We start from the raw sequence: 25011 nt of genomic DNA on the forward strand, positions 1-25011 counted from the left end.
CGTGTTTTATTTTTTAATCATCGTTTCATGAAAAAAATCTTAATTACTGGTGGAGCAGGATTTGTTGGCTCATCGCTTGCTATTACACTAAAAACTAATTATCCGTCTTACGAAATTTATTGCCTTGATAACCTACGACGCAAAGGTTCAGAACTAAATGTAGCTCGCTTGGGTAAGGCTGGCATCAATTTTATTCATGGCGATATTCGTAGTAAAGAAGATTTTGATTCGCTCCCAATCGTTGATTCAGTTATTGAAGCCTCGGCCGAACCTTCGGTTTTGGCAGGTATTGATGGTGGTACACCCGACTACTTAATCAATACTAATTTATTTGGAACGGTCAATTGCTTAAATTATGCAGTAAGATGTAAGGCCGAATTTATTTTCCTCTCAACCAGTCGAGTTTATCCCATAAAAACTATTGAAACATTAAATTTCGTAGAACAAGAAACTCGCTTCCAACTAACTGATAATCAATTAATTAATGGGGTTTCTTCTAAAGGAATTGCCGAAAATTTTCCATTAGATGGAGCAAGGTCACTTTATGGTACTACCAAATTAGCATCAGAATTAATCATTCAGGAATACAACGAATTTTATCATTTAAAAACCGTTATTAATCGTTGTGGTGTATTGACTGGGCCGTGGCAAATGGGCAAAGTTGACCAAGGTGTAATGGTGCTTTGGATTGCCAAACATTTCTTTGAGCAAAAATTGTCATATATCGGTTATGGTGGCGAAGGCAAACAAACCCGCGACATGATGCACATTGATGACCTCTACCGCTTGATAGATTGGCAATTGCATAACATGGATAAAATAAACGGCGAAATTCTGAACGCTGGTGGGGGCGTTGAAGTAAGTGTTTCGTTACAAGAATTGACCGAAATTTGTCAAAGAATAACAGGAAAAACTATTCCTATTAATAAAATAGCCGAAAACCGTCCTGCAGATATTCGTTTGTATGTTACCGATAATTCGAAAGTTACTGCTCTTACAGGATGGAAACCACAAATTGGAATTGAGCAAATTGTGAAGGATATTACGGCATGGCTCACCGAACATCGTGAGGCTTTAGAGCCTATTTTGAAGTAAATTATAGATACGTGATTTGGGATAATGGATTTAAAAAAATGCTTGATGTTGTAACATCAAGCATTTTTTTAAAATATTTCTACGTATTTAGATAGTATAATTCTTTACTGTATCAATAAAGCACTTCACTTTTTCGGGGTCGGTATCAGGATATACTCCATGACCAAGATTGGCAATATATTTTTGACCACCAAAGTTTTTAATCATTTTCTTGGTGTGTTTTTCAATTTCTTTAAACGAGCCATACAACACACAAGGGTCGAGATTTCCTTGCAAAGTTTTGTGTGGAATCATTCGACGCGATTCGCTAATGTCCATATTCCAATCCAGTCCAATTACCTGACAATTTAAGTTCGACATTTCTTTGCGAGCAAAAAATGCTCCTTTTGCAAAAACCGTTACAGGCACTTCATTAATCGCATCGCAGATTTGGGTAATATATGGTAATGAAAATTTACGGTACTGGTCAGGAGAAAGAATTCCTGCCCAAGAATCAAAAATCTGCACTAAATCTGCTCCGTGTTTTGCTTGAGCTTTCAAATAGGCAATTGTGTTATCAGTGATTTTCTGCAATAACAAATGTGCCAATTCAGGTTCAGAATAAAGCATTTTCTTAGCAATTGAAAAGGTTTTTGAGCCTTTTCCTTCAACCATATAACAAAAAATAGTAAATGGAGCTCCTGCAAAACCAATCAATGGTACTCGTCCGTTTAGCTCTTTTTTTACAATATCTATTGCTTTCAAAACATAAGCTAATTCTTTTTCTGGGTTACTTATTTTTAAGGCCTCAACATCTTTTATTGTACGTATAACTTTCGGAAAAATGGGTCCTTTAGTTTCCAACATTTCGTAAGGCAAGCCCATTGCTTCGGGTATTACTAAAATATCGGAGAAAATAATTGCAGCATCAGTCCCCAAAATATCTACTGGCTGAATAGTTACTTCGGCAGCCAATTCGGGTGTAGTTGCCAATTTTATAAAACTTCCTGCTTTTTCACGTACCGCACGGTACTCAGGCAAAATTCGCCCTGCCTGACGCATCATCCAAACGGGCACTCGCTCCACACGCTCGCCCTTGGCAGCACGTAAAATCAAATCATTTTTCAATTCCATGTTACAAAGATATAAATGAACACATTCCTTTACTAAATTTAGTTACGGAATTTTGTTTAATTTGGTTTTGAAAGTTCCCTATTCTCTCCTATTTACACAAATAAAAAGCCACCTATTTGCAATAAATGGCTTTAAAAATCTCATTTTAATTTTCTATAAAGAAGCACTTATGCTCTTAGTGGCAATAAATCGTTTGCCTTTAAGAGCCTTGTTTTTTTCTAACTCATTTTTTAAATAATCAGGAGGAAAAAAACCTCTGTAACGACCAATATATTTACTTTTTGCATCCAATACTACTAAAGTTGGATAAGCATCTACCGCGAAGCGGTCAGCAATTGCCATGCCGTCGAAAGAGTCAATATCAACTTTATAAATCATGAAATTGGAATTTACATAGGAACTAAAATGAGGATTCGCAAACGTTTCATTATCCATTTTCTTGCATGGGCTACACCAACTTGCCCAAAAATCAAGTATAATAGGTTTTTTCTGTTTTTTTGCTTCTCGCAAAAAATCGTCGTAACTACCTTTATAGAAATTCACTTGATTTTTCGAGGCATCATTCCCATTGGTATAAGATGCAAAAATGATAAAAGTGATTCCTAATAACAATGGCACTTTCATTTTCATAGCTGTTGTATTTTTATATTATAGAATAGTATATAATCACCCAATAGCTCAAAAATTTACTAAAAGGTGATACACAATTCAGAGCAAATACTAAGCCATATTTTCAAGCATATTAATTTTTTTTATATGTATTATCGATAAAAAGGCAAAAAACATTATCAATTAGTATTCTACACCAAGAGATTTCAATGTTTCAAGGTTCAAATTTCCTGATGGAAGACTATTGTCTTTTTGGTATTTGATAATCGCTGCATTAGTACGTGGTCCAAGTACATTATCATCAGGGCCTGGGTCATATCCTTTAGCTCTTAATGATTTTTGGATAGCACGAACAGTAGCCGAAGTAATCTTGTTTCCACAAAGAATCTCAACCCAGTCGGCATAAGTACCACTGCTTGTCATTGATATAGTAGTGTAAATACCATACTCTGCTGGAATTTCTCTTTCTGAAGTAGCTGAGGGAGTTTTTACAACGGTTTTAGTGATCGTACGGTATTCAGCAGGAATCTCCCTTTCAGATGTTCCACCCACTGAAGCAACTACTTGCTTCGTAATGGTTTTGTATTCTGCTGGCAAGACAATTTCACGTGTTTGAGGCTGACTTGCTACTAAATATTTAGTAAGAGTACGGTATTCGGCAGGAACATCAAGTTCACGAACTTGTGGCCCACAACCACCATTACCAGCAACGATGCCCTTAGCTCCCGCACCTGAGCCATCAGCACAAGAATATTTAGTACGAGTAGCATAAACCGCAGGAATGTTCATTTCACGAGTAGTAGCAGGAGCAATCAATGATTGTTTCGCACGAGTAGCATACACTGCTGGCACTTCGATTTCTTTTACCTGAGCTGCTTGTGCAACTACTTGCTTAGTGATTATTTCATACTGAGCGGCCACGGGTGACTCTTTAGTTTGTGGTCCACGAGCAAGCACCTGCTTAGTGATAGTTTCATATTGAGCGGGAACTTCAATCTCTTTGTATTGAGCTGCTGAAGCAATCACTGTTTTAGTGATAGTGGCATATTGTGCCGAAGCCGAACCCTCTTTGAAAGCCTGTGCTGCTGTTAAACTTACCACTGGCTCTACACCATCTAACATCATTTTTGTAATTGTTGCATATTGAGCTGCTGCTGCTATTTCACGAACCGACGCAGGTTGAGCAATTACTTGCTTGGTGATGGTTGCTGTTTGAGCAGGTATAATTGCTTCACTCACTCCCGCAGGTGTTTTCAATACTTGCTTGGATACAGTTTTATATTGAGCAGGAATCTCAACCAAACATAATTGTAAACAGTCGTCTGGATTGGCACTTAAACATGACGGGTCTAATTTACGTTTTTCATATTTTGTATATGCCTCACGAATTTTTACTTTCTCTGTTACTGTTTCATAAACTGGCGGGGTAACAGCCAACGTTCTAACAGGCTCTTTAATTATTATTGTTTCAGTAACAGTTTTGTAAGTTGCTGGAACAATTTCATAGCGTTTGGATGCTTCTTTTACTAATAATTGCTCGGATACAGCTTTATATTTTGGACGTTGTCCACCCGCAACTACTGGTGCTGCCTCACGAACTAAAACTTGCTCGGCAACAGTTTTGAATTGAGCAGGAACTACTTCGTAACGCTTGTAAGCTGGACGAACTTCTACTCGTTCTTGTACGGCTTTAAATTCGACTGTATTATCTACAATCAAATTATTGTAAGCAGGTTTTACTAAGAATTGCTCCTTTATTGTTTTATAAACCGCAGGAATTACTTCAAAACGCTTTGAGGATTCTTTTACTATAACTTGCTCGGTTTCAGTTTTGAACTGAGCAGGAATCACTTCTAATTTTTTGTAGCCTTCCCTTACTAAAACTTGCTCGGTAATTGCTTTCAAACAAGGCTCATTTACATTCTTTTTACCTGCACTCGTTGCTGCCAATGTCTGGTTACAACCAACAATTTCATAACGCTTGTAAGCAGGACGAGTTTCTATTTGCTCAGAAACTGATTTATAAGACCCAGAACCTGGAATTAACTCTATTCTCTTGCCTGATTCTTTAATCATCATCTGCTCTGTTAATGTTTTGTAAGCAGATGCCGATGCTTGCAACATTTTGCTCCCCTCTTTAATCATTACTTTCTCAGTAACTGTGCCAAGCTCTGGTGATGATGCAGCAAGTATTTTACTACCTTCTTTCGCTACATACTGCTCAGTACGGGTAGTAAATTGTGCTGGTTTTAAACATTTAGCGTAGCATTTGCCAGGAACAGCATTTGGTGGCAGATCGCTCTGTGCCATAGCAAGCCCAGAAGCCAACATAACTGCTGACAGCATCAAAAAGAAATTCTTCATCATTTGTTTTTGGGGTTTAAGTAAAAATCCTGTTTTTTTCCTGTTTTATTAATTATATAATACTCATTTTTAGCTACATTTTGTGAGTGTCATGCTGTACAGACGCTGCTAATACGATACCTTTACTCATAATCATTCCATCAGTCTATATTCAGACGCTACGATACAGCACAAGTAACAAAACAAGATGGAGGTTTTTTGAGAATTTTATAGATTCACAATGACACTAAAATTATTTAAAATGATTTTGTGAAAAATTTTAAATTTTCATGTCCTTGTATTAAGAAAGGATATTTATACGACAGCAAGGAAAGATAGTTTTTTTCTTTTTAGACGACAATACTAATAAAAAAATTCTGTAAACTAAAAAATATCATAGTATTTTTTCAAATTCACAAAATATTTGACGTAATCTGCTTATACTTAGCAAAGAATATATTTAGTATGAAAATTTCTATTATTGGGTCAGGAAATGTAGGTTCGCATTTAAGTATCGCATTCGAAAATCATCACCATCAAATTTATGAAGTTTTTAGTCGGCAAAAATCCAAAGCATCGCATTTGGCTTCAACGCTTTACCAAGCAGCAACTAAAACTGACCTTGATTTTTCGAAAAGCAAAGCCGAATTATTCATTTTAGCTGTTTCGGATGATGCTATGATCGAAGTTTGTGCAAAGTTAATTTTACCCGAAAATGCCATTTTAGCACATACATCTGGTGGCACATCGCTAGAAGATTTACAAAAACTGATGCTCATTCACCACGATTTACCAGTAAAATGTGCCGTATTTTACCCATTGATGACTTTTACAGCAGGAAAAAAGTTAGATTTGAAAGACGTGCCTTTCTGTATAGAATCCCATGACGAGGAAACTGAACAAAAATTAGTTGGAATTGCCCAAGAACTAAGTAATGTGGTTTATTTGATAAGTTCGGAAGAACGAAAAGCACTTCACGTAGCGGCAGTTTTTGCTTGTAATTTTACCAATCATTTGTTGGCATTGGCAAAAGGAATTACCGATAGTGAAGATTTAGAATTTGATTTGTTGAAACCTCTTATTCGAGAAACATTTAGAAAGGCATTGGCTACCGAAAACCCTGCTGATGTACAAACTGGGCCTGCCATCAGAGGTGATGAAACAACCATTAATCGGCATTTAGATTACCTGAAAGAAGATGAGAATTTGGTGGAGATTTATGAAATAATGACCGAAAGTATTCAAAATATTTAGTCTACGGGCTATATTAAAACAAAAAAATCCTGTAAGGTTTAAACTAAAACCTTACAGGATTCTAAAAAAACATAATGCTTGATTAAATCAAACCTTCGTTACGATTGATACAGTCTAAATCTTCAAACGCCACTTTCAAGCGAGCAATCATATTTTCTTCACCTTTGCGTAACCATACACGAGGATCGTAATATTTTTTGTTTGGAGAATCTTCGCCATCTGGACTTCCCAATTGCGATTGAAGATACCCTTCTTTTTCTTTATAGTATTTCAAGATGCCTTCCCAAGTTGACCACTGAACGTCAGTATCAATATTCATTTTTACGGCACCGTATTTAATAGCTTCTCTGATTTCTGCACGTGAGCTACCTGAGCCACCATGAAATACAAAGTTTACTGGTAAATTGCCCGTTCCGAATTTTTCTTGGATATAATCTTGTGAATTTTTCAAGATAATTGGCGACAATTTAACATTGCCTGGCTTATAAACACCGTGTACGTTTCCGAATGCTGCTGCAATGGTGAAATTTGGAGAGATTTTACCCAATTCTTCGTAAGCATAAGCTACTTCCGAAGGTTGTGTATAAAGTTTCGAGCTATCAACGTCTGTGTTATCAACACCATCTTCTTCTCCACCTGTTACGCCCAATTCTATTTCGAGAGTCATGCCCATTTTCGCCATTCTCTCCAAATATTTTGCACATATCTCGATATTTTCTTCTAATGGCTCTTCCGACAAATCAATCATGTGTGAGCTAAATAATGGCTTACCATGTTGAGCATAGAATTTTTCACCAGCATCTAATAAACCATCTATCCAAGGCAATAATTTTTTAGCACAATGATCAGTATGAAGCACAACTGGAATTCCATACATTTCGGCAATTTGATGCACGTGCATTGCTCCCGACACCGCTCCTGCAATGGCTGCTTCTTGGTTTTTATTAGGCAAACTTTTACCTGCATAAAATATAGCACCACCATTTGAAAACTGAATAATAACTGGTGAATTTACGGCTTTGGCAGCTTCCATTACGGCATTAACCGAGTTAGTACCAACAACATTCACCGCAGGAAGTGCATAATCATTTTCGTTTGCATGGCGTAACAAAGCATTCAATGCTTCACCTGTAACTACGCCTGACTTAATCAAAGCAGGATTATCTGGAAATTGACTCATAAGTAAGGTTTTTGAATTTTAATAAGAAAAAATGTTATTATAATTGTAGATGAAGCCTAAATAAGGAAATATGATGCAAATTAAGGGTTTTTAGATAAAATATTGCTTTTTTTGGATTAAAAAGTATTCTGTTTCTTATTTTCCATCATACATTGCCTGAATATCGGCTGGTACTTCAATGTCTTTCAAGTTTGTTTTTTTCTTATCGGTCATTCTCCAGCGATGCAGCCAAGAGAAACCATTGCTTGTAATCACATGCTCCGAACGCTCATAAATTTCATCTTGCAAAGCTTCCTTTAAAGTAATAAATGTATAGCCTCGTTTTCTCATTATGCCAATCAATTCATTGAAATAATCAGTATTAAGGGCATTAGCATGACACAAAAAGACATGTTTGATTGGACGACCAACAACTTCTTGCGTGAGTTTTTCGTAATACTCAAAATAGTTTTCGGTGTGCTTTAAGTATTTTTCTGCCACACTTTTCATCAAATCTTTATTGTTGGCTTTCATGGCATCCATATATACTTTGTTGAAAAGCCAATCATCGGCATCAATCGTTACGGGTGCATTTTGGTAGCCTTTTTTCTTCAAAAAAGATTGAAAACCGTATTTTTTTAGGCTATCTGACCCAGTATGTAAAAATGGATAGCGAAAATATCGCTCAGTCTGATCGTATTTTTGCTTGATTTTTTCGGTAATGATTTCACCTTTGAGCGTTTCAGCCTCAAAATCTTCCAACGATAGTTTACTGAAAGATGGGTGTGAAAATGTATGATTTCCTAATTGCTGTCCGTTTACCAACCAAGCATCTAACAAAGCTATTCTCTCATCAATTTCTCCGAATTTATACACCGAATTTTCGTTTACGAATCCTACAGTTTTAAGGTTTTGCTGCTTCATTTTACTGAGCAATTTAGTTGTAGATTCTTGGGCATGCTTAAGCGAAAGTTCCTGCACAAATGGTAAATCATCAACCGTGATAGCGATTTGTTTTTGGGCTTTTGTGGCAAAAGTTATGAGTATTAGAAATAGAAAAGAGAGTCGCATTTGTTTTTGGTTTTACCGAGCGTCGTGTGCCACAAAGTACACTGTGATTTTCACAGGGTTTCTGTCAGTGTAACTTTGTGGTCTCCGTGGTGAGAAAAAATTACTTAATCACTGCTTTCATCATCAAATCGGCTACAAACTGATTGCCAGTTTCGTTAAGATGCACACGGTCGGTGGTCAAAATTCCTGATTCTTTGTTAGTGGGGTTATTTTTAAGATTATGGGCTTGAAATTCTTTTCTTAAATCAATCAATGGACAATCGAACTTTGAGGAAATGGTACGAATAATATTTGAATAATGATTCATGTCGCCATCTTGTTGATTGCTATTATCGATGCGTTCGCCAATAGAAGCTGGCGTACAACAAATAACTTTAATGCCTTGCGATTGTAGTTTTTTGATGATTGCCGTATAAAAATTACTAAACTTATCGGCATCAGTACCTGTGCCTGAGCTTGCTTTATGCCAAACGTCATTGACACCAATATAAATAATGACAACATCGGGTTTTTGCGAAAGTACGTCATCTTCCATACGAAGAAATAAATCATATACTTTGTTGCCGCCGATACCCGCACCAATCAACTGATATTTGTCTTTAATGCCTTGTTTTTCGAGCATTTCTTTCATTTTGGTAATGTATCCACCTGGATTTACGCCCGCTTGTGTGATGGAATCACCGAAGAAAATAATTTTAGTTGGTTTGTCTTGTTTTAAAGAAAACATAGAAAGTGAAAATAGAACAATGATTAGGGTTTTGAAAGTGTTTTTCATTTAGATATAATTGGTTGAATATGATTTTACGAAAGTAAAAAGATATTATCAGAAAACAAAAACAGCGTTGCAGAATAATACCACAACGCTGTCCATAATCCCCTAAACTAAATACTAATGATTTTTTATTTTAACGAGGTTTTAGGGTTTATAGCATAAACCCTAAAACCCTACTTATATTATTTAACCACAACCGTGCGATAGTCGGCTGGTGTTGGTTGGTGCGTCGCTAAATTTACTTCTTTCGTAATTGTTTCTTTTCCATTGGTAATTTCAAAGCGATATTTGCCATCTGCCAAACCTGTTAAGTCAAATTTCTTTGAAAATTTAATCATTTTTTTACCAATAAATTCGGTATAAATGGTTTCATTTTTTTCATTTTTTAGGCTAACCTCTACAGTATTTCCTTTCAATTTTTCAACCATCACGTTTACTTTCATCGAATTTACGATACGATACATGCCTACGTCAAACGATTTGTTAGCATCTAATTTTGAGCCAATTGGCTCAGTTGCCAATACCGTTGAGAAAGTAAAGATTCCAGCTACGAGAGCTACTGCGAATTTTTTAAGCGGAGAGCCGCCCTGTGTCTTTTTCATAATTTTGTGAGCGGCGAACCGCAAGTTTGAATGTTTTAAAGTTTTATAGCTTTTCGATTATAAGATGTGTTGTGCGAACGATGCGTTTCAAATTTTAGCGTAATCGGTCATATTTCTTGATGAGTGGTTTTTAGTAGCTCAATGTACTTATACCTTTTATGATTTCTTTGGTGATGATATGTTCGCCATTAGTGATTTCGATAAAATATCTTCCTGCCGCAACAGTGCTGAAATCGAAACGGAAATTATAGCCCGTCAATTTCTTTCCAATTCTTTCTTCGTTCAATACTGTACCTTTTTCGTCCATTAATTTGACGGTTGCCATTTTTCCTGCATCTTTAGTTAAAGCCATGTTCAATTTCATTGAATTTGCTTTACCAGATTCGTACATACCTACATTTAAGTTACTACTTTTGTACTCAAGCATTGTGCTTGAATTTGTGTTTTCAGTTCTTCTATCTTCTGCGTTTGCATTGAAGAATACTGTTGTTGCTAATAAAGCGATGGCGATTGTTGATTTTAATGTTTTCATAATTTTGTGAGCGACGAACCGCAAGTTTTAAATGTTTTTTGCTTTTTCTTAATTGTTTTTTTTGATGATTCAAATTAAGCGACTTCAATTAGACTCAAGAAACATAAGTGATAAACTGAACAATCTATGTTGTTATAAAGCTCTCTTTCTATGTAATTCTGCTTTTGCAATTCTAATTTTTGTCTGCCTTGTTTGACGATTCAAATGTATGGGTAAAACTTGGTACTATGTAATGCAAACTACTCAAATGGTTATTTTAAAAGGACAAACGGTAATTAGATTTGATGACCATAAATCGCCTTTCAACAAAATATAATTTTCTTTTACTATCACTATTAATACTATACATGAGTATTTCCGAATAATATTTTGTTTTAACTCTAATTTTAATCAAACCTATAATTTTATATATGACAAACTCGTGCCAAAAAATATTAAAACTTGTTAAAAAACACACAACTAACTGATTACCAACTATTTATATGCAATTCATTAAATGAAAGAAAATATGTTTAGTCGAAAAATTGTCCACTTTCGTACATTTTAAAGTCATTTTCGTACACTATTTTATTAAGATTCATAAAACTTTATTAAATTTGGGCAGCACTCCGCTGAAATTTAAAATCAACCTTTTTAACTGAGATGAAAAAAATACAAATCCTTGCGTCTGCTTTTACACTCGCTGTATTATTTAGTTGTACATCAAATGCTCAACAAACTTCTACTCCGCCTGCCGTTTCGCCAATGCCAATGAAACCCGAAATGACAGAAATTTGGGAACCAGAGGTTGCAGTAGTAACGCCTGGCAAAACCAGTACCGATGCTCCATCTGATGCCATCGTATTATTTGATGGTAAAGATTTGTCGCAATGGGTAAGTGTCAAAGATGGTTCGCCAGCCAAATGGGCGGTTATTGATGGCCGAATGGAAGTTGTGCCAGGAACTGGTGATATTAAAACCAAATTGAAATTTGGTGATTGCCAAATTCATATTGAGTTCTCTGCTCCTGACCTTGTAGAGGGTTCAAGCCAAGGTCGTGGCAATAGTGGTATTTTCTTGCAAGACCGCTATGAATTACAGATTTTGGATTCTTACCAAAACCGAACCTATCGCAATGGTCAAGCTGGTAGTATTTATAAAGATGCTGCTCCGCTTGTCAATGCCATGCGTGGGCCTTTAGAGTGGAACACTTATGACATTATTTATACGGCCGTACGTTTTAAAGCCGACGGACGTGTTGATTCTCCTGCTCGCATTACGGTTTTACACAATGGAGTTTTGGTTCAAAACAATACTACTATTTTGGGACTTACTAATTATATTGGCTTACATATGTATACTGCGGCTCACGGTGAGGACGTAATTCATTTGCAAGACCATAACAATAAAACACAATTCAAAAACATTTGGATTAGAAGACTGTAATTAGTCCGCAGTTGATAGTTAGTAGAATTTTAATAAATGTGCCACTTCTAATAAAGGTGGCATATTTTTTTGTTTCATACCAACTAGAGGCATTCGCCAAAACAACGTCATACCAACGAGACGCATTGCAATGCGTCTCTACCCCACCTCTTATAACATTATGTTAATAATTCTTTTTGCCTTGAAATCAATTTTTTCGGTAGGATTAATAACAATTTGGTCGCCAACTTTACTCAATGCCAATACTTCTGAAACTTCCACTTGGGTGAGTTTTGAATTGCTTGATTTTTTTTCATAGATAAAAATTCCATTTCGTCTTAAATATAGACGAAATGGAATTTTTACAGCCTCTGGAGAGGTTGGTTTACCTTTCATAACGGTAAGTACCCCTTTACTTTTGATAGAAAAACTTGAATAGTCGAGCGGTTGTCCGTTCAACAAAAGCGGATTGGCATAAATACTTGTATTTTTACCTTCTTCGTTTCTTTCAAATTCGGCATCGGCGTTGCCCATCACTTCTTGCTCTCTTTGTTCGGGGGTCAGCCATACTTGACCAATTTTCGGTGCATTGAAAACCTTTACATTATCACCATCTTTTAGTTTTTCTTTACTTTCAACAACCACCAAATCGCCAGTTTTCAAGCCTTTTGCTGTCCATTTATCATTGTTTAAAATTGTAGGTATTGCTTTAACAATCGTTTCACCATTTTTTTTAGTAATAACATAAATAGAGCAAGTACCTTTATTATTGAGAATCATCTCTTTTGTGATATTAAAATCACTTTGAACTGCACTTACCTTCACCACTTTTGGCGGTTTTGGTGGAAGTGGAGTACTAACTCTCGCTGGTTGCGGAGCTACTCGTGGTGTAGGTGTTGGCATATACGAATTTCGAGGTGCAGTGGGTGCTACTCTCGGAGTTGGCGAAACTATTGACTGTGGCAAAGGTGGTGTTGGAGCTGAGAGACTTCCACTACGATTGTCGTTGTTATTATAATTGTAGTTATTAAAACCACTCTGTGTACTGAAATTAATATTATCGCCTTTTACACTTATTCTCAAATCTTTTTCTTTAATATTTTTATGACGACTACCCCAATTTTGGTTAATCCAGTTCCAAACTTTTTCATAAACTGCGGGTGATTGTGGTTCAAGGTCAATCAATAGTTTTTCTCCTTTTAGGCGAACTTCAAAATCTTTTTTGTCTTTTATCAAACCTGCCTTGAAAAGCATATCAGCAAAATCGGCAACTTGTTTTTTGAAACGAATTTCTTCTTCTTTTGCCAATTTTTCGAGCACTTTTCCTTTTGCTTCCATGAGTTTTCCCAAACTATCCATTGGCTTGCTTTGGAGTTGCATTAAGCGACCGAGGCTATCCATTGGCGAATGTAAGCTATTCATTTTCTGCTCAAAAGGTCGCATTTCTGTTTCGATTTTGTGCATTTCAGCTTCTTGTAAGGCCATCAGCTTTTGCAATTCACGCTCTTTCTTCTGCAAATCTGCCATTTTTTGTTTTGCTTCAGCTGGCATTTTCCCGTCATCATATTTCATTTCTAATTTCTGTATAGCCAAACTCGCTTCTTGCATCTCTATTGCTAACGCTTGAATCTTTTTCTGTGGAAGCTGCATTTTACGTTGTATTTGTTCTATTTCAGCTCCCTGCTTTTCCATTTGTTTGCCATATTTCTCTTCCATTTGCTTACCATAAACCTCCATTACTTTACCGTACTTTTCCATTTCTTTGCCTAATCGCTCCATTTCTGCTTCTACTTCATCGAGTGCGGAAGTATCGGATATAACAATATTTTGTTTTTTCTCAACCAAATTTTCGACCGATAAATCAAGTGATTTCTTTACTTCAACAATTTGCTTATTTGCCAATGGTTTATCATTCTTTTTCACTTCTTTTTGTGCATAAACTACACCTAAAGCCACGACCAAAATCATTCCCAATACAGCTGCCCAATTGCCATAACTTAGTGGTTTCGACTCATTTATACCAATAATTCTTTTGATTCTGTCCATAAAAGTTTGGCGTTTTGCACCGAAAGCCATTGCCAAGCGTGGTTGCTGTTGGTAGCTTGCCACCTGCGTCAGAGCTTTTGCCAAAACCATTCTATCGCCACAGATTTCGACTGCAAAATCATCGCAACAGTTTTCTCGTTCGTCACGCACTTTTGCCGAAATAAACCATGTAACAGGATGAAAGAAAAACAAGATTTCGACAAAATTTTGGAATATATTGACCAAATAATCGTAGCGTTTGATGTGTGCCAATTCGTGAGCCAAAATCGCTTCTAATTGCTTGACTGTCAAGCCAGTAGCAATACCGACTGGCAGCAAAATGATTGGTTTCAACCAACCAATTGTCATCGGTACAGTTGCTCGTGCCGATTCGAGTAACTTGATTGTGGCCGAAATTTGTATTTTTTCAAGAAGATTATCCATCAACGCCTGAATATCAGCACTTATTGGCTTTACTTGTTGCACTTTTAGCTTTTGCACATAAGTAAATCCAACCACCAAACGAAGCAATAAAAGACTCGTACCAATTATCCAAAAGGTAACAAACAAATCAAGATTGCTTTGCAAGAAAAACTCAGCTTGTTGTAAAACACTTAGCTTTTGTGGCGTAAAAGCAAGGTTTGACGTTTTAGCCAAAAAGTTGATAAATACCTGATTTCCAGATGAATAAGTTAAGCTTGTGGCAGGCTCATAAACTGTAAAAAAAGTAACGATAGCAGACAAAAACTGTAAACCCAAAGCCCCAAGTCCAAGCCAATAGCGAGTACTAGAAGGCTTAGAAAAATAGTATAAGATACTGAATATCAGCACAATAGCAATGCCTTGCCAAATTGAGTGAATGAGTGTCCAGCCCAATGCTGAACTTAGGTTTGATGGAATAATTTCAAATAGCTTTTTCATAAATAGTCCTCAGTTTTTTAAATTATATCTTATGAGGGTATAAGACATAAATTGATTGAATTGATAATTTTATAAACCTAAACTTCTTTCTTTTTCGGCGATTAATTTCTTTATTTCCTCTAATTCATCCATACTAACATCCTGATTACCAAGTGTTTGCATCACGAGCTTCATTGCCGAACCTCTGAATGTGGCATCTACAAATTTTCCGAGTAGCAACTGTTGGGTTTGCTCCTCTCCTATTGCCGCTTTATAGAGATGATAACGTCCTTCTTCGGTACGACTCACGATATTTTTCTCATTCATAATCTGCAATAACTTAAGAGTAGTTGTATAGCCTACGTCTTTCATTTTTGAGCGGGCAGCATTCCGTAGTTCGTCGTTTACTTGCCTGACTGTTGCTTTACCAAATTGCCACAAAATCTGCAAAATTTCTAATTCCGACTCGGTGGGCTTTATTGATTGTATGCTTTCCATAATTTTTGTTTACGAATTATTTCGTAGCAAATATAGTACGAAACAATTCGTAGTTCCAAATTTTATTACGAATATTTTCGTAGATAAATAAAAAAAAACTGTTTTGTAAAAAGTTTTAAGTCAAACTTACTTACAAAACAGGCTTTACTTTGCTAATAATCAAGTATTTACAAAAAATCACTTACAGGCATTAGCCACAAAATCCTCCAAATCTTTTTTGGTTGTTCCAGTATAATAAGTTGGACAAGACTTAAAAAAATCGCTAAGGGCATTGGCGTAGGCTTGGCATTTGGCTTTATTTGCTGGGTCTGAACTGTATGCTGTTGCAGCATCCGTAACTTTTTTTGCATCATTATCGCATCTATTTGCCACTGTTGAAACCGCTTTTGAGCAGCTGCCCAATATTCCGAAAGATAAAGACAGAATTGAGGTCACTAAGATAATTTTTTTCATGGAAGTGTCTATTTTTAGGTTTTATAAGACAAAAGTATTGATTCTGGCGATTGACTGTTCCAAAAAAATGCAAAATTTACTGGGCGGTCGGCAGCAAGTTTCGGTCAAAAAACTATCTTTGGTAATTCATTCTATTTAACCCTTCATCATGCCCCAAAAACTCACCCAATTCATTGGTCGAAGCTCATTCAATTTTACCTTGTTTGCTTCTATCACTGCTTTTTTTACCTATATGTGTTTTTACCCATTTAGGCGAGCTTACACAGCAGCAACTTATGAAGACTTAGCTTTTTTTGGAGTAAATTTCAAAATCTTAATCATCACGGCACAAGTATTGGGTTTTGCCGTTTCAAAAGGATTAGGCATCAAGTATGTATCGGAAATGTTGCCAGCCAATCGCTCCCGCAACTTGCTTATAATGATAGCTTTATCTTGGATTTGCTATCTGTTTTTCGCCCTCACCCCTGCCCCATACAATTTGTTTTTTATATTCATGGCAAGTCTGCCTTTGGGCATGGTTTATGGCACAATTTTGGGGTTTTTAGAAGGTCGAAAAACGACTGATTTATTGGTTGCTGTGCTGACGGCTTCGTTTATTATGGGTTCGGGATTTGCCAAAAGTATCGGAAAATGGGTAATGACGAGCCTCGAAGTAAGCCAGTTTTGGATGCCCTTTGTGGCATGTGCTATTATGATTGTGCCGTTTGGCATCTGTACGTGGTTGATGGGGCAAATTCCGCCACCCACGGAGGCCGATAAAGAAAATCGTACCGAACGTAAACCGATGCAAAAAGCTGATAGACAGGCATTTATCAAAGAATTTTCGTTGAGTATGTTTATTTTTGTGATGTCTTATGTATTGCTCACGACTTTTCGGGAGTTTCGAGATAATTTTACGCCTGAGATTTGGAAACTACTTGGCTACGGCAATAATTCTGCGATTTTTACTCAAACCGAAACTCCGATTGCCATTACCGTTTTGTTGATTATGGCTTCAATGCGATGGGTGCAAAATAATTATAAGGCTTTTGTAATTATACAATTATTGATGTTGGCAGGTGGTGTTTTGATTGGCGTAAGTACGCTACTTTATCAGCAGCAAATACTCTCACCCGTTGCGTGGTTGACCAGTTTAGGCTTAGGCGTTTATATGGCATATTCGATGTGCAATAGCCTATATTTTGAACGAATGATTGCGGCTTTTAAAAAATCTGGTACGGTTGGATTCCTCATTACATTTGCTGATTACTATGCTTATTTGGGCAGTATTTTGGTGCTTTTCTACAAAAATTTCTTTCAAAAAAACATCAATTATCTCGACTTCTTTATTATTCTATCTTATTGTATATCAGTTATTTATGTAATATTAGTTGCTCTTTCAATGTGGAATTTGAGTTTAAAAAAGGCTAAATCAACCGAAAGTTAAATTTAGTTTGGATTGAGCTGAGATTGTTGTGATATTGTGAGAGAATTATACCTTTAAACCCCAATCCTAAAAAATAATATGCCATAATAAACATAACCCAGCTATTGGTCACTCTCATGAGTTTATTGAAACTGGCAAAGCATCTTGTCCTAATATAGTTTAGAAGTTGTTAAGTTTTTTTTGCTGGTAAAAAATGATACTTGTTTGACTTAATTAAGGTTGAAAAAGTTAAATTTTGTGAGCAAAATGAGCCTTTCTTGAACGAAGAGTAAGTTTAAAAGGTATATTTTAAGCTTAAATCAAAAAACTTAAACAACCAATTAGATTCACAGAATTTCAATAAATATAATGACAAAAATGACAGAGGAAATTCTGAAAAGACACGAAACCAACCTGCAAAATGCCTTCATGTTGGCTCCTGTAATGATTTGTATACTTCGTGGACCAAATCATGTATTTGAACGAGCTAATAATATGTATATGGAGTTAATTAGCCATAGAGATATTATTAACAAAACAGTCCGAGAAGCATTACCAGAATTGGAAGGACAAGGTTTCTTCGAACTTTTAGACGACGTTTATAAGACTGGAAAAACCTATAATGGTTATGAAACATTAGCCACAATAGACCGAGGCAAAGGAGCAATTGAGGATAACTACTTCAATTTTACCTTCCAAGCATCGCATGATCATGAAGGAAATATAGAAGGTATTTTGGTATTTCTGGAAGAGGTTACTGAGCAAGTAACTTGCCGTAAAAAAATTAAAAAAAGCGAAAAACGATTCCGCAACTTAGTAGAACAAACCACCACGCCTATTCTTATTTTAAAAGGAGAAAAAATGGTTTTGGAGGTAGCGAATGAATCTGTGTTTAAATTCTTCAATATAGGAAAAGAAGCGTTGGGCAAACCATTTTTGGAAATTCTTCCCGAAATGAAAGAACAGCCTTTTATGGATTATCTGTATAATGTATTACACAATGGCGTCACACATTATGGTAATGAAGAACCCGCTTATTTTATCCGTGAAAACGGAGAAAAAGAAACTATTTATTTCAACTTTGTTTACCAACCTTACCACGAAGACGATGGAAGCATTTCGGGCGTGATGGTATTGGCAAGCGATGTTACTGAGCAGGTTTTGTCAAGAAAGAAAATTGAAGAAAGCGAAAAACGCTACAACATGATGTTGATGAAATCGCCATTTGGTTTTGCAGTTCTAAAAGGCAAAAACATGGTAATTACACTTGCCAATGATAGCGTAAAAGAATTTTGGGGCAAAGGAAAGGATATAGAAGGAAAGCCTCTTTTTGAACTGTTGGTTGAACTTAAAGATTCCACATTCCCAGGTTTGATTGAAAACGTGTACACCACAGGTATTCCGTTTTATGGCGAAGAACTGCTTGCTCCTGTTTTGCGAAATGGAAAATTAGAAGATGTGTATTTCAATTTTGTTTACCAACCTTACTTAGAAGCTGACGAAACCATATCGGGAGTTACCATCATTGCTTACGAAGTAACCGCCCAGGCACTTGTAAAGAAAGCATTAGCACAACAGCGAGAGGTAGAACAAAAAGCATTGAAGAGCATTGAAGAAAGCAATACACGTTATTATTACATGCTAATGCAATCGCCATTTGCTTTTTCCATAATGAAAGGAAAAGATATGGTGATAACGCTCGCCAACGATTTGATAAAAGAGTTTTGGGGCAAAGGTATGGATGTGGAAGGTAAAACGTTATTGCAGGTATTACCCGAACTTGAAAACCAGCCATTTCCAAAACTTATGGATTCGGTTTTTACCACAGGAAAGCCAATATATGTTAATGAAATACTTGCTCAACTTCAACACGACCACACATTAGAGAATAGGTATTTTAATGTTGTTTACCAACCCCATTATGAAGCAGATGATACTATTTCGGGAGTTATAACTATTGCTTATGACGTGACTGAAATGGTGCTTGCACGCAAAAAAATAGAAGAAAGCGAAACATTTAACCGTGCCGTATTAGAAAGCAGCCCCGATTGTGTTAAAATGCTCAGTTCTGAAGGCCGACTGGAGTTTATAAACCCCAATGGTATTTGCCTTTTAGAGATTGATGATTTTGAATCCGTAAAAGACACCTACTGGTGGGATATATGGGAACCTAAAAACCAGCAAATCATAAAAGATGCAGTAGCAATAGCAAAAAGCGGAGAAAAAGTTCAGTTGCAGATTTTCAGTTCTACAGCAAAAGGCACACCCAAATGGTGGGATATAATAGTATTGCCCGTGCAGGAAGTTGGAGGTGATAAAAATCTTAATCGCATACTTTCTGTTTCCAGGGATATTACCGAACAAAAACAATATCAACTTAAAGAACTGGAACTTTTGAGCAGGTTTCAAAATTTAGTGGAGCAAGCTCCAGTTGCTATCTGCGTAATGCGTGGAAAAAATTATATAATAGAAATCATAAATGAAGGAATGCATGAAATGTGGGACAGGACATTAGAAGAGACATTAAATAAACCTGCATTTGAAGTATTACCCGAACTAATGGAACAGGGATTTAAAAACCTTTTAGATAATGTTTACAACACTGGTGAACGTTTTGTAGCGGAAGAACTTCCTATAAGCTTAAAGCGTAAAGGAAAACTTGAAAGTACTTACGTAAAATTTGTGTATGAGCCATTGCGTGAAGCTGATGGAACTGTTTCAGGTGTGATGGCTTTGGCACATGAAATAACTGAGCAGGTTTTATCAAGAAAAAAAATAGAAGAAAGCGAAACAAAGTTCCGAACTCTTATAGAAAATGCACCCGTTGCAACCTGTTTTTTTACCGGAAGAGAAATGAAGATAGAAGTTGCCAATGATATAATGATAGGTTATTGGGGTAAAGGAAAAGATGTAATAGGAAAAAAATTAGCCGATGCAATTCCTGAATTAAAGGGGCAACCTTTTCTTAAAATATTAGACGATGTGTTTACGACAGGTAAAATTTACGAAGCAAAAAATGCATTTGCTCAACTGGAGTCAAACGGTGTTTTGAGAACTTACTATTTTGATTTCACTTATAAACCCATTCGAAATGCTGCAGGCGAAATATATGGCATTATGAACATGTCGGCGGATGTAACTGAGCAGGTTCTTTCAAGAAAAAAATTAGAAGCAAGCGAAGAGCAATTTAGCACCATGGCAAATAACATTTCCCAGTTTGCATGGATGACCGATGAGAAAGGATACATATACTGGTACAACCAACGCTGGTACGATTACACAGGTACAACCCTCGAAGAAACGCAGGGTTCAGGATGGCAAAAAATACTTCATCCTGATATGGTAGAAGAGGTTATAGAAAGCATTAAAAAATCAATTGAAGAAGGCACCGATTGGGAATATACTTTTTTGCTGCGTGGTAAAGATGGAATGTATCGTTGGTTTCTATCGCGGGCTGTTCCTGTAAGAGACAATGATGGCAAAGTGATTAGATGGTTTGGAACTAATACAGATATTACCGAACAAAAAGAAGCTGGCAAAAAAGCAGAAGAGGCAACCCTCATGGCTGAAGATGCTATGAAAGCAAAACAGCAATTTTTATCAAATATGAGCCACGAAATCAGAACACCCATGAATGCAATTATTGGGTTTACTAATGTGGTGCTAAAGACAAAATTAGACGAAAAACAAAAAAAATATATAAATGCTATTAAAACGTCTGGCGATTCGTTGATTGTATTAATTAATGACATACTTGATCTTGCGAAGCTAGAGGCAGGGAAGATGATCTTTCAACTAATTCCGTTTAAATTATATGAATCCATTACCGCAATGCTTCATCTATTTGAAATAAAAATTCAGGAAAAAGATATTGAATTAGTGAAAGAATACGACACTGCTATTCCTGAAATTTTACTTGGCGATCCAGCACGTTTACATCAAATAATTATAAACTTAATAAGCAACGCCCTAAAATTTACAACAAAAGGAAAAATAACCTTAAGTGTTAGATTGCTGAACGAAGATGATGAAAAAGCAAGCATCGAATTTGCTGTAACAGATACAGGAATTGGCATTCCGGAAAATAAGCTGGAAGATATTTTTGATGCATTTGAGCAAGCAAGCAGCGAAACCTCTCAATTCTTTGGAGGAAGTGGCTTAGGACTTGCCATCGTTAAACAATTGGTAGAACCTCAAGGAGGAACACTCTCAGTTAAAAGCAAAGTGGGGAAAGGATCAACATTTAGTTTTGTTATGAGCTTTAAAAAAACAGCATTAGACACCGCAATTGAAGCAGCAACACCATCTCCACCAATGCTAAAAAACATAAAAATATTGATGGTTGAAGACGTTAAACTGAATCAGCTTTTAATGAAAATAATATTAGAGGATTTTGGTGTTGAAGTAGATTTGGCAGACAATGGGAGAATAGCCGTAGAAAAATTAAAAACAAATAATTATAATCTTATTTTTATGGATTTGCAAATGCCCGAAATGAATGGTTTTGAAGCAACAGAGTATATCCGTAATAAAATGAATTCTCAAATTCCAATTATCGCCCTTACGGCAGATGTCACCACTATGGATGTTGAAAAATGCAAAGCCATCGGAATGAATGATTATATATCAAAACCGATTGACGAAAAATTATTATATGCCAAAATTATTAAGTATCTGCCGAAACCCAAAGATTAGAAAAGCCATCTGAGAAAGACCGATACCATTAAATATAATTATGGGCGGGAGGATTGAGTAGAAAAACTAAAAGAAAAACATGAAAATTGCATACACGTTTTCAACAACCGCCTTCTCCAATAAAATCAAAAAACAGAGAAACTTCCTATATTTGCACAAATTCAAACAAACATAACACTAAAAAGACTTCCTTTCAACCTCACCATTATTGCCGAAGTGAAACCTTATTTTTAAAATTGCCAAACCCCATGCTAACTCCCACACAAATAAAATACAAAATAGACTACGAAATCGTAGTTGATTGCTACGATGACTTTGAAGTAAGCATGGGCTGGTTTACAACGATGGATGATGACCTCGAATTTCCATTTGAAGCTACGGCAAAATTCGAAAAGCGTGATGGCACGATTGAATTCAAGCAAGTAACCATCGTAGGTTTAGATGCCGACGAACAAAGTTTCAGAGGTTCCGATTTCAAACTTAAAATGGCTGACGGCGAATATATCAAGCCGATTGCCTATTCAAAATTGAGTAAAATTGATGCCTCAGAGCAAACAATGGAACTATTGCAATGCTGGGATTATTGGTTAACACAATATTAATAGATAAATAACAAAATTCAATTCCAACTCATCAAAAATGACCATCAAATCCACTAAAATAAGACAGATTTTTCAAAAAACAAGCAATCTCCACATTGGAGTTATTGGTGATTTTGCCGTTGATTTTTATTACGGAATCAATCAACAAACGCAAGAGTTTTCGGTTGAAACTGGTAAAGAAGTTTTTTGGGGAACTCAACCTATAACGTCATTGGGTGCAGCAGGAAATGTAGTGCAGAATTTGACGGCTTTGGGTGTGCAAAATATTCAAGTTTTTGGGTGCGTAGGCAATGATATTTTTGGTCGTGAAATGAAACATTTGTTTCAAAATCTTAATGTCGATACTACATATCTGAAAAGCCTTTCGAGCGGCTGGGATACTTGCACTTATACCAAACCAATGTCGGTCAATGGCGAGGAAAATCGTTTAGATTTTGGCACGCATAATGCTCTTTCAGAAGAGGTTTTTGGTCAAATTTTACTCGACATCGAATCCGCCTTATCTCAACTTAATGTGCTGATTATCAATCAACAATTTCCTAATCCACTGCTTACTCCTCAACGTATTCAGCAACTCAACAACATTTTATCGAAGTTTCCCGATTGCCTTTATGTGGCCGACTTGCGAGCCTATGGTCTTCATATCAAAAATATAATTTTAAAAGTAAACACCGAAGAATTAGCCCGATTAGTCGAAATTTCAGTAATAGACGAAGCAGACGAAATGACTTGTTGCAAACATGGAAAAACTTTACTCAATCAAATTGGCGGTTCGCTCGTTATAACCAGAGGCGAACACGGAATTTTATACATTGATGCCAACGAAACACAAAGCGTAAAAGCATTAAAATTAAATACTGAAATCGATACTGTTGGTGCGGGCGATACCGTTGTAGCGGCATTTTCGGCAAGTCGAGGAACGGGAGCCAGTATAAAAGAAGCTCTCGAAATTGCCAATTTAGCCGCCGCCATAACAGTCCAAAAATTACACCAAACAGGCACAGCAAATTTGCAGGAGATTTTAGAACAAAAAAGTAAGATAGATAACTATTAGTCAGCCATTTAGATTGTTTTAAATTACGAAATTAATCATCCATTGAAACAAGTCTAATCCGATATTCAACAAAACATTAAACCTTCATAAACTATAAAAACCTTCAACCCATGATTCTTTCTCACGCCCAAGAACTACGAGACGAAATAGTTTCTTACTTAAATAATGGCTTATTACCTTTTTGGATTTCTCGAACCATAGATACTGAATATGGTGGTTTTCTTACACATTTCGACGAATTTGGTAATGATTCGGGCGAAGACGAAAAATCTTTGATTGCACAGTCTCGTTCGGTTTTTACATATTCTTCTGCTCATCGTGCAGGTTATGGCGGTGGAAAATTAGCAGAAATGGCTCGTCATGGCGTTGATTTTTTACTCAATAAAATGTGGGACCAAGAACACGGCGGTTTTTATTGGATGATGAATCGAAAAGGTGAAGTCGTAATTGACGAAAAAATCGTTTACGGACATAGTTTTGCCATTTATAGTTTGAGTGAATATACACTCGCCACTGGTGACCCCCGTGGACGTGAATATGCAGAAAAAGTATTCGATTTACTACAAAAACACGCCGTTGATACACATTTTGGTGGGTATTGGGAAATGTTTCATCGTAATTGGGATTTGAAAGGTGCTGGTGCAGCAGGTGGCGACCGCAAAACGCTCGACGCTCACATGCACTTAATGGAGGCATTTACAACGCTTTATGAATGTACGGGTCAGCAAGTGCATCGCCGTAAACTGTTGGAATCAATTGAATTATTGACCAATAAAATCATGCATCCAAAATATGGCACGGGTATTCCGCAGTTTTGGGCAGATTGGACGGTTGCTCCACAAATAAAATTCGATATCGTGTGGGGCTGGGACAGATTCAGCGAAGACGGACAAAAAGCATCCGCCGAGGACAATACCAGCTACGGACATAATGCCGAGTTTGCTTGGCTCTTGATGCACGCCCTTGATATTTTGAATTTGCCTTACGATTTGCACCATGAGCAAATTCAGAAATCATTTAGTCATTCGGTTGAAAATGGCATTGATTGGGAATTTGGGGGAGTATTTGTGGAAGGCTCGCACGATGGCGAAGTATATGACCGAGAAAAAGAGTTTTGGCAACAAGCCGAAATGTTGATTGGAACGTTGGATGCCTACCGTTATCTGAAAGACGAAAAATATTGGAAAGCTTACGTAAATGTACATCGTTTTGTTTTTGATAAAATGATTAACCATAAATTGGGAGAATGGTGGCCATTAATGACTCGCCAAGGCGAACCAATTTGGAAACACATGAGCCACTCATGGAAAATCAATTACCATGATGTACGAGCAATGGTACAATCTATTGTGAGACTTGATAAGCTAATAAAAAGTTGATTATAACATGATGGATTAATCAAACAATTTTATTAAATTTCCCAAC

At 36.4% G+C, this 25011-nt stretch carries 19 protein-coding genes; 8 read left to right on the plus strand and 11 right to left on the minus strand.

What is annotated here, in order from left to right; genetic code table 11:
• Positions 1-27 precede the first annotated feature (27 nt).
• Complete coding sequence (locus tag ACH2CJ_RS09255; protein WP_394992305.1) at positions 28-1095, plus strand: NAD-dependent epimerase/dehydratase family protein; 1068 nt, start codon at positions 28-30, stop codon at positions 1093-1095.
• Between the two features lie 87 nt (positions 1096-1182).
• Here the strand turns inward: ACH2CJ_RS09255 and hemE are convergent, their stop codons facing one another.
• The 3 genes from hemE to ACH2CJ_RS09270 form a co-directional block, all read right to left on the minus strand.
• Entirely contained in the window at positions 1183-2208 is a 1026-nt protein-coding gene (gene hemE, locus ACH2CJ_RS09260) for a uroporphyrinogen decarboxylase (protein ID WP_394992307.1), read from the minus strand.
• 153 nt (positions 2209-2361) lie between these two features.
• Positions 2362-2838, minus strand: coding sequence for a thioredoxin family protein (locus ACH2CJ_RS09265; RefSeq protein WP_394992309.1), 477 nt, complete (start codon positions 2836-2838; stop codon positions 2362-2364).
• Between the two features lie 162 nt (positions 2839-3000).
• Positions 3001-5184, minus strand: a complete 2184-nt coding sequence (locus tag ACH2CJ_RS09270) for a peptidoglycan-binding protein (RefSeq protein WP_394992310.1) — start codon at positions 5182-5184, stop codon at positions 3001-3003.
• A 441-nt stretch (positions 5185-5625) separates the two neighbouring features.
• Between ACH2CJ_RS09270 and ACH2CJ_RS09275 the strand changes: the two genes are divergently transcribed.
• On the plus strand, positions 5626-6414 hold the full coding sequence (locus tag ACH2CJ_RS09275) for a Rossmann-like and DUF2520 domain-containing protein (protein ID WP_394992312.1): 789 nt from the start codon (positions 5626-5628) through the stop codon (positions 6412-6414).
• An 82-nt stretch (positions 6415-6496) separates the two neighbouring features.
• Here the strand turns inward: ACH2CJ_RS09275 and fbaA are convergent, their stop codons facing one another.
• From fbaA to ACH2CJ_RS09300, 5 genes are all read right to left on the minus strand, one after another.
• Entirely contained in the window at positions 6497-7594 is a 1098-nt protein-coding gene (gene fbaA, locus ACH2CJ_RS09280; protein ID WP_394992313.1) for a class II fructose-bisphosphate aldolase, read from the minus strand.
• A 135-nt stretch (positions 7595-7729) separates the two neighbouring features.
• Positions 7730-8644 carry a polysaccharide deacetylase family protein gene (locus ACH2CJ_RS09285; protein WP_394992314.1) on the minus strand — a complete coding sequence of 305 codons (915 nt, stop codon included), beginning with the start codon at positions 8642-8644 and terminating at the stop codon, positions 7730-7732.
• 100 nt (positions 8645-8744) lie between these two features.
• A complete protein-coding gene (locus ACH2CJ_RS09290; RefSeq protein WP_394992315.1) occupies positions 8745-9419 on the minus strand; it encodes an SGNH/GDSL hydrolase family protein in 675 nt (224 codons plus the stop codon).
• Positions 9420-9598: 179 nt separating this feature from the next.
• Entirely contained in the window at positions 9599-10018 is a 420-nt protein-coding gene (locus ACH2CJ_RS09295) for a hypothetical protein (RefSeq protein WP_394992317.1), read from the minus strand.
• A gap of 130 nt (positions 10019-10148) precedes the next feature.
• Positions 10149-10550, minus strand: coding sequence for a hypothetical protein (locus ACH2CJ_RS09300; RefSeq protein WP_394992319.1), 402 nt, complete (start codon positions 10548-10550; stop codon positions 10149-10151).
• Positions 10551-11192: 642 nt separating this feature from the next.
• Between ACH2CJ_RS09300 and ACH2CJ_RS09305 the strand changes: the two genes are divergently transcribed.
• The gene (locus tag ACH2CJ_RS09305) at positions 11193-11975 is read left to right on the plus strand and encodes a DUF1080 domain-containing protein (protein WP_394992321.1); all 783 of its coding nucleotides are present in this window, start codon (positions 11193-11195) and stop codon (positions 11973-11975) included.
• Positions 11976-12125: 150 nt separating this feature from the next.
• On the opposite strand, the gene ACH2CJ_RS09310 is transcribed toward ACH2CJ_RS09305, so the two are convergent.
• The 3 genes from ACH2CJ_RS09310 to ACH2CJ_RS09320 all read right to left on the minus strand — a co-directional run bounded on the left by ACH2CJ_RS09310 (position 12126) and on the right by ACH2CJ_RS09320 (position 15830).
• Complete coding sequence (locus tag ACH2CJ_RS09310) at positions 12126-14900, minus strand: M56 family metallopeptidase (RefSeq protein ID WP_394992323.1); 2775 nt, start codon at positions 14898-14900, stop codon at positions 12126-12128.
• 69 nt (positions 14901-14969) lie between these two features.
• Positions 14970-15377, minus strand: a complete 408-nt coding sequence (locus tag ACH2CJ_RS09315; RefSeq protein WP_394992325.1) for a BlaI/MecI/CopY family transcriptional regulator — start codon at positions 15375-15377, stop codon at positions 14970-14972.
• A gap of 177 nt (positions 15378-15554) precedes the next feature.
• Positions 15555-15830: a hypothetical protein gene (locus tag ACH2CJ_RS09320; protein ID WP_394992326.1), complete on the minus strand. Its 276-nt coding sequence runs from the start codon at positions 15828-15830 to the stop codon at positions 15555-15557.
• A gap of 148 nt (positions 15831-15978) precedes the next feature.
• On the opposite strand from ACH2CJ_RS09320, the gene ACH2CJ_RS09325 reads away from it, so the two are divergent.
• From ACH2CJ_RS09325 to ACH2CJ_RS09345, 5 genes are all read left to right on the plus strand, one after another.
• Positions 15979-17256 (plus strand): DUF5690 family protein, encoded by a 1278-nt coding sequence (locus ACH2CJ_RS09325; protein ID WP_394992328.1) that lies wholly within the window; start codon positions 15979-15981, stop codon positions 17254-17256.
• A gap of 357 nt (positions 17257-17613) precedes the next feature.
• The gene (locus ACH2CJ_RS09330) at positions 17614-21930 is read left to right on the plus strand and encodes a PAS domain-containing protein (RefSeq protein ID WP_394992330.1); all 4317 of its coding nucleotides are present in this window, start codon (positions 17614-17616) and stop codon (positions 21928-21930) included.
• A gap of 248 nt (positions 21931-22178) precedes the next feature.
• A complete protein-coding gene (locus tag ACH2CJ_RS09335) occupies positions 22179-22532 on the plus strand; it encodes a calcium-binding protein (RefSeq protein WP_394992331.1) in 354 nt (117 codons plus the stop codon).
• A 37-nt stretch (positions 22533-22569) separates the two neighbouring features.
• Positions 22570-23586, plus strand: a complete 1017-nt coding sequence (locus tag ACH2CJ_RS09340; RefSeq protein ID WP_394992333.1) for a bifunctional heptose 7-phosphate kinase/heptose 1-phosphate adenyltransferase — start codon at positions 22570-22572, stop codon at positions 23584-23586.
• Between the two features lie 110 nt (positions 23587-23696).
• The gene (locus ACH2CJ_RS09345) at positions 23697-24965 is read left to right on the plus strand and encodes an AGE family epimerase/isomerase (RefSeq protein ID WP_394992334.1); all 1269 of its coding nucleotides are present in this window, start codon (positions 23697-23699) and stop codon (positions 24963-24965) included.
• Positions 24966-25011: the final 46 nt, after the last annotated feature.

The organism is Emticicia sp. (assembly GCF_043780375.1).
Lineage (GTDB): Bacteria > Bacteroidota > Bacteroidia > Cytophagales > Spirosomataceae > Emticicia.

Coding starts and splice junctions, on each gene's coding strand:
- ACH2CJ_RS09255 (WP_394992305.1), top strand. CDS start 28: ATGAAAAAAATCTTAATTACTGGTGGAGCAGGATTTGTTGGCTCATCG.
- hemE (WP_394992307.1), bottom strand. CDS start 2,208: ATGGAATTGAAAAATGATTTGATTTTACGTGCTGCCAAGGGCGAGCGT.
- ACH2CJ_RS09265 (WP_394992309.1), bottom strand. CDS start 2,838: ATGAAAATGAAAGTGCCATTGTTATTAGGAATCACTTTTATCATTTTT.
- ACH2CJ_RS09270 (WP_394992310.1), bottom strand. CDS start 5,184: ATGATGAAGAATTTCTTTTTGATGCTGTCAGCAGTTATGTTGGCTTCT.
- ACH2CJ_RS09275 (WP_394992312.1), top strand. CDS start 5,626: ATGAAAATTTCTATTATTGGGTCAGGAAATGTAGGTTCGCATTTAAGT.
- fbaA (WP_394992313.1), bottom strand. CDS start 7,594: ATGAGTCAATTTCCAGATAATCCTGCTTTGATTAAGTCAGGCGTAGTT.
- ACH2CJ_RS09285 (WP_394992314.1), bottom strand. CDS start 8,644: ATGCGACTCTCTTTTCTATTTCTAATACTCATAACTTTTGCCACAAAA.
- ACH2CJ_RS09290 (WP_394992315.1), bottom strand. CDS start 9,419: ATGAAAAACACTTTCAAAACCCTAATCATTGTTCTATTTTCACTTTCT.
- ACH2CJ_RS09295 (WP_394992317.1), bottom strand. CDS start 10,018: ATGAAAAAGACACAGGGCGGCTCTCCGCTTAAAAAATTCGCAGTAGCT.
- ACH2CJ_RS09300 (WP_394992319.1), bottom strand. CDS start 10,550: ATGAAAACATTAAAATCAACAATCGCCATCGCTTTATTAGCAACAACA.
- ACH2CJ_RS09305 (WP_394992321.1), top strand. CDS start 11,193: ATGAAAAAAATACAAATCCTTGCGTCTGCTTTTACACTCGCTGTATTA.
- ACH2CJ_RS09310 (WP_394992323.1), bottom strand. CDS start 14,900: ATGAAAAAGCTATTTGAAATTATTCCATCAAACCTAAGTTCAGCATTG.
- ACH2CJ_RS09315 (WP_394992325.1), bottom strand. CDS start 15,377: ATGGAAAGCATACAATCAATAAAGCCCACCGAGTCGGAATTAGAAATT.
- ACH2CJ_RS09320 (WP_394992326.1), bottom strand. CDS start 15,830: ATGAAAAAAATTATCTTAGTGACCTCAATTCTGTCTTTATCTTTCGGA.
- ACH2CJ_RS09325 (WP_394992328.1), top strand. CDS start 15,979: ATGCCCCAAAAACTCACCCAATTCATTGGTCGAAGCTCATTCAATTTT.
- ACH2CJ_RS09330 (WP_394992330.1), top strand. CDS start 17,614: ATGACAGAGGAAATTCTGAAAAGACACGAAACCAACCTGCAAAATGCC.
- ACH2CJ_RS09335 (WP_394992331.1), top strand. CDS start 22,179: ATGCTAACTCCCACACAAATAAAATACAAAATAGACTACGAAATCGTA.
- ACH2CJ_RS09340 (WP_394992333.1), top strand. CDS start 22,570: ATGACCATCAAATCCACTAAAATAAGACAGATTTTTCAAAAAACAAGC.
- ACH2CJ_RS09345 (WP_394992334.1), top strand. CDS start 23,697: ATGATTCTTTCTCACGCCCAAGAACTACGAGACGAAATAGTTTCTTAC.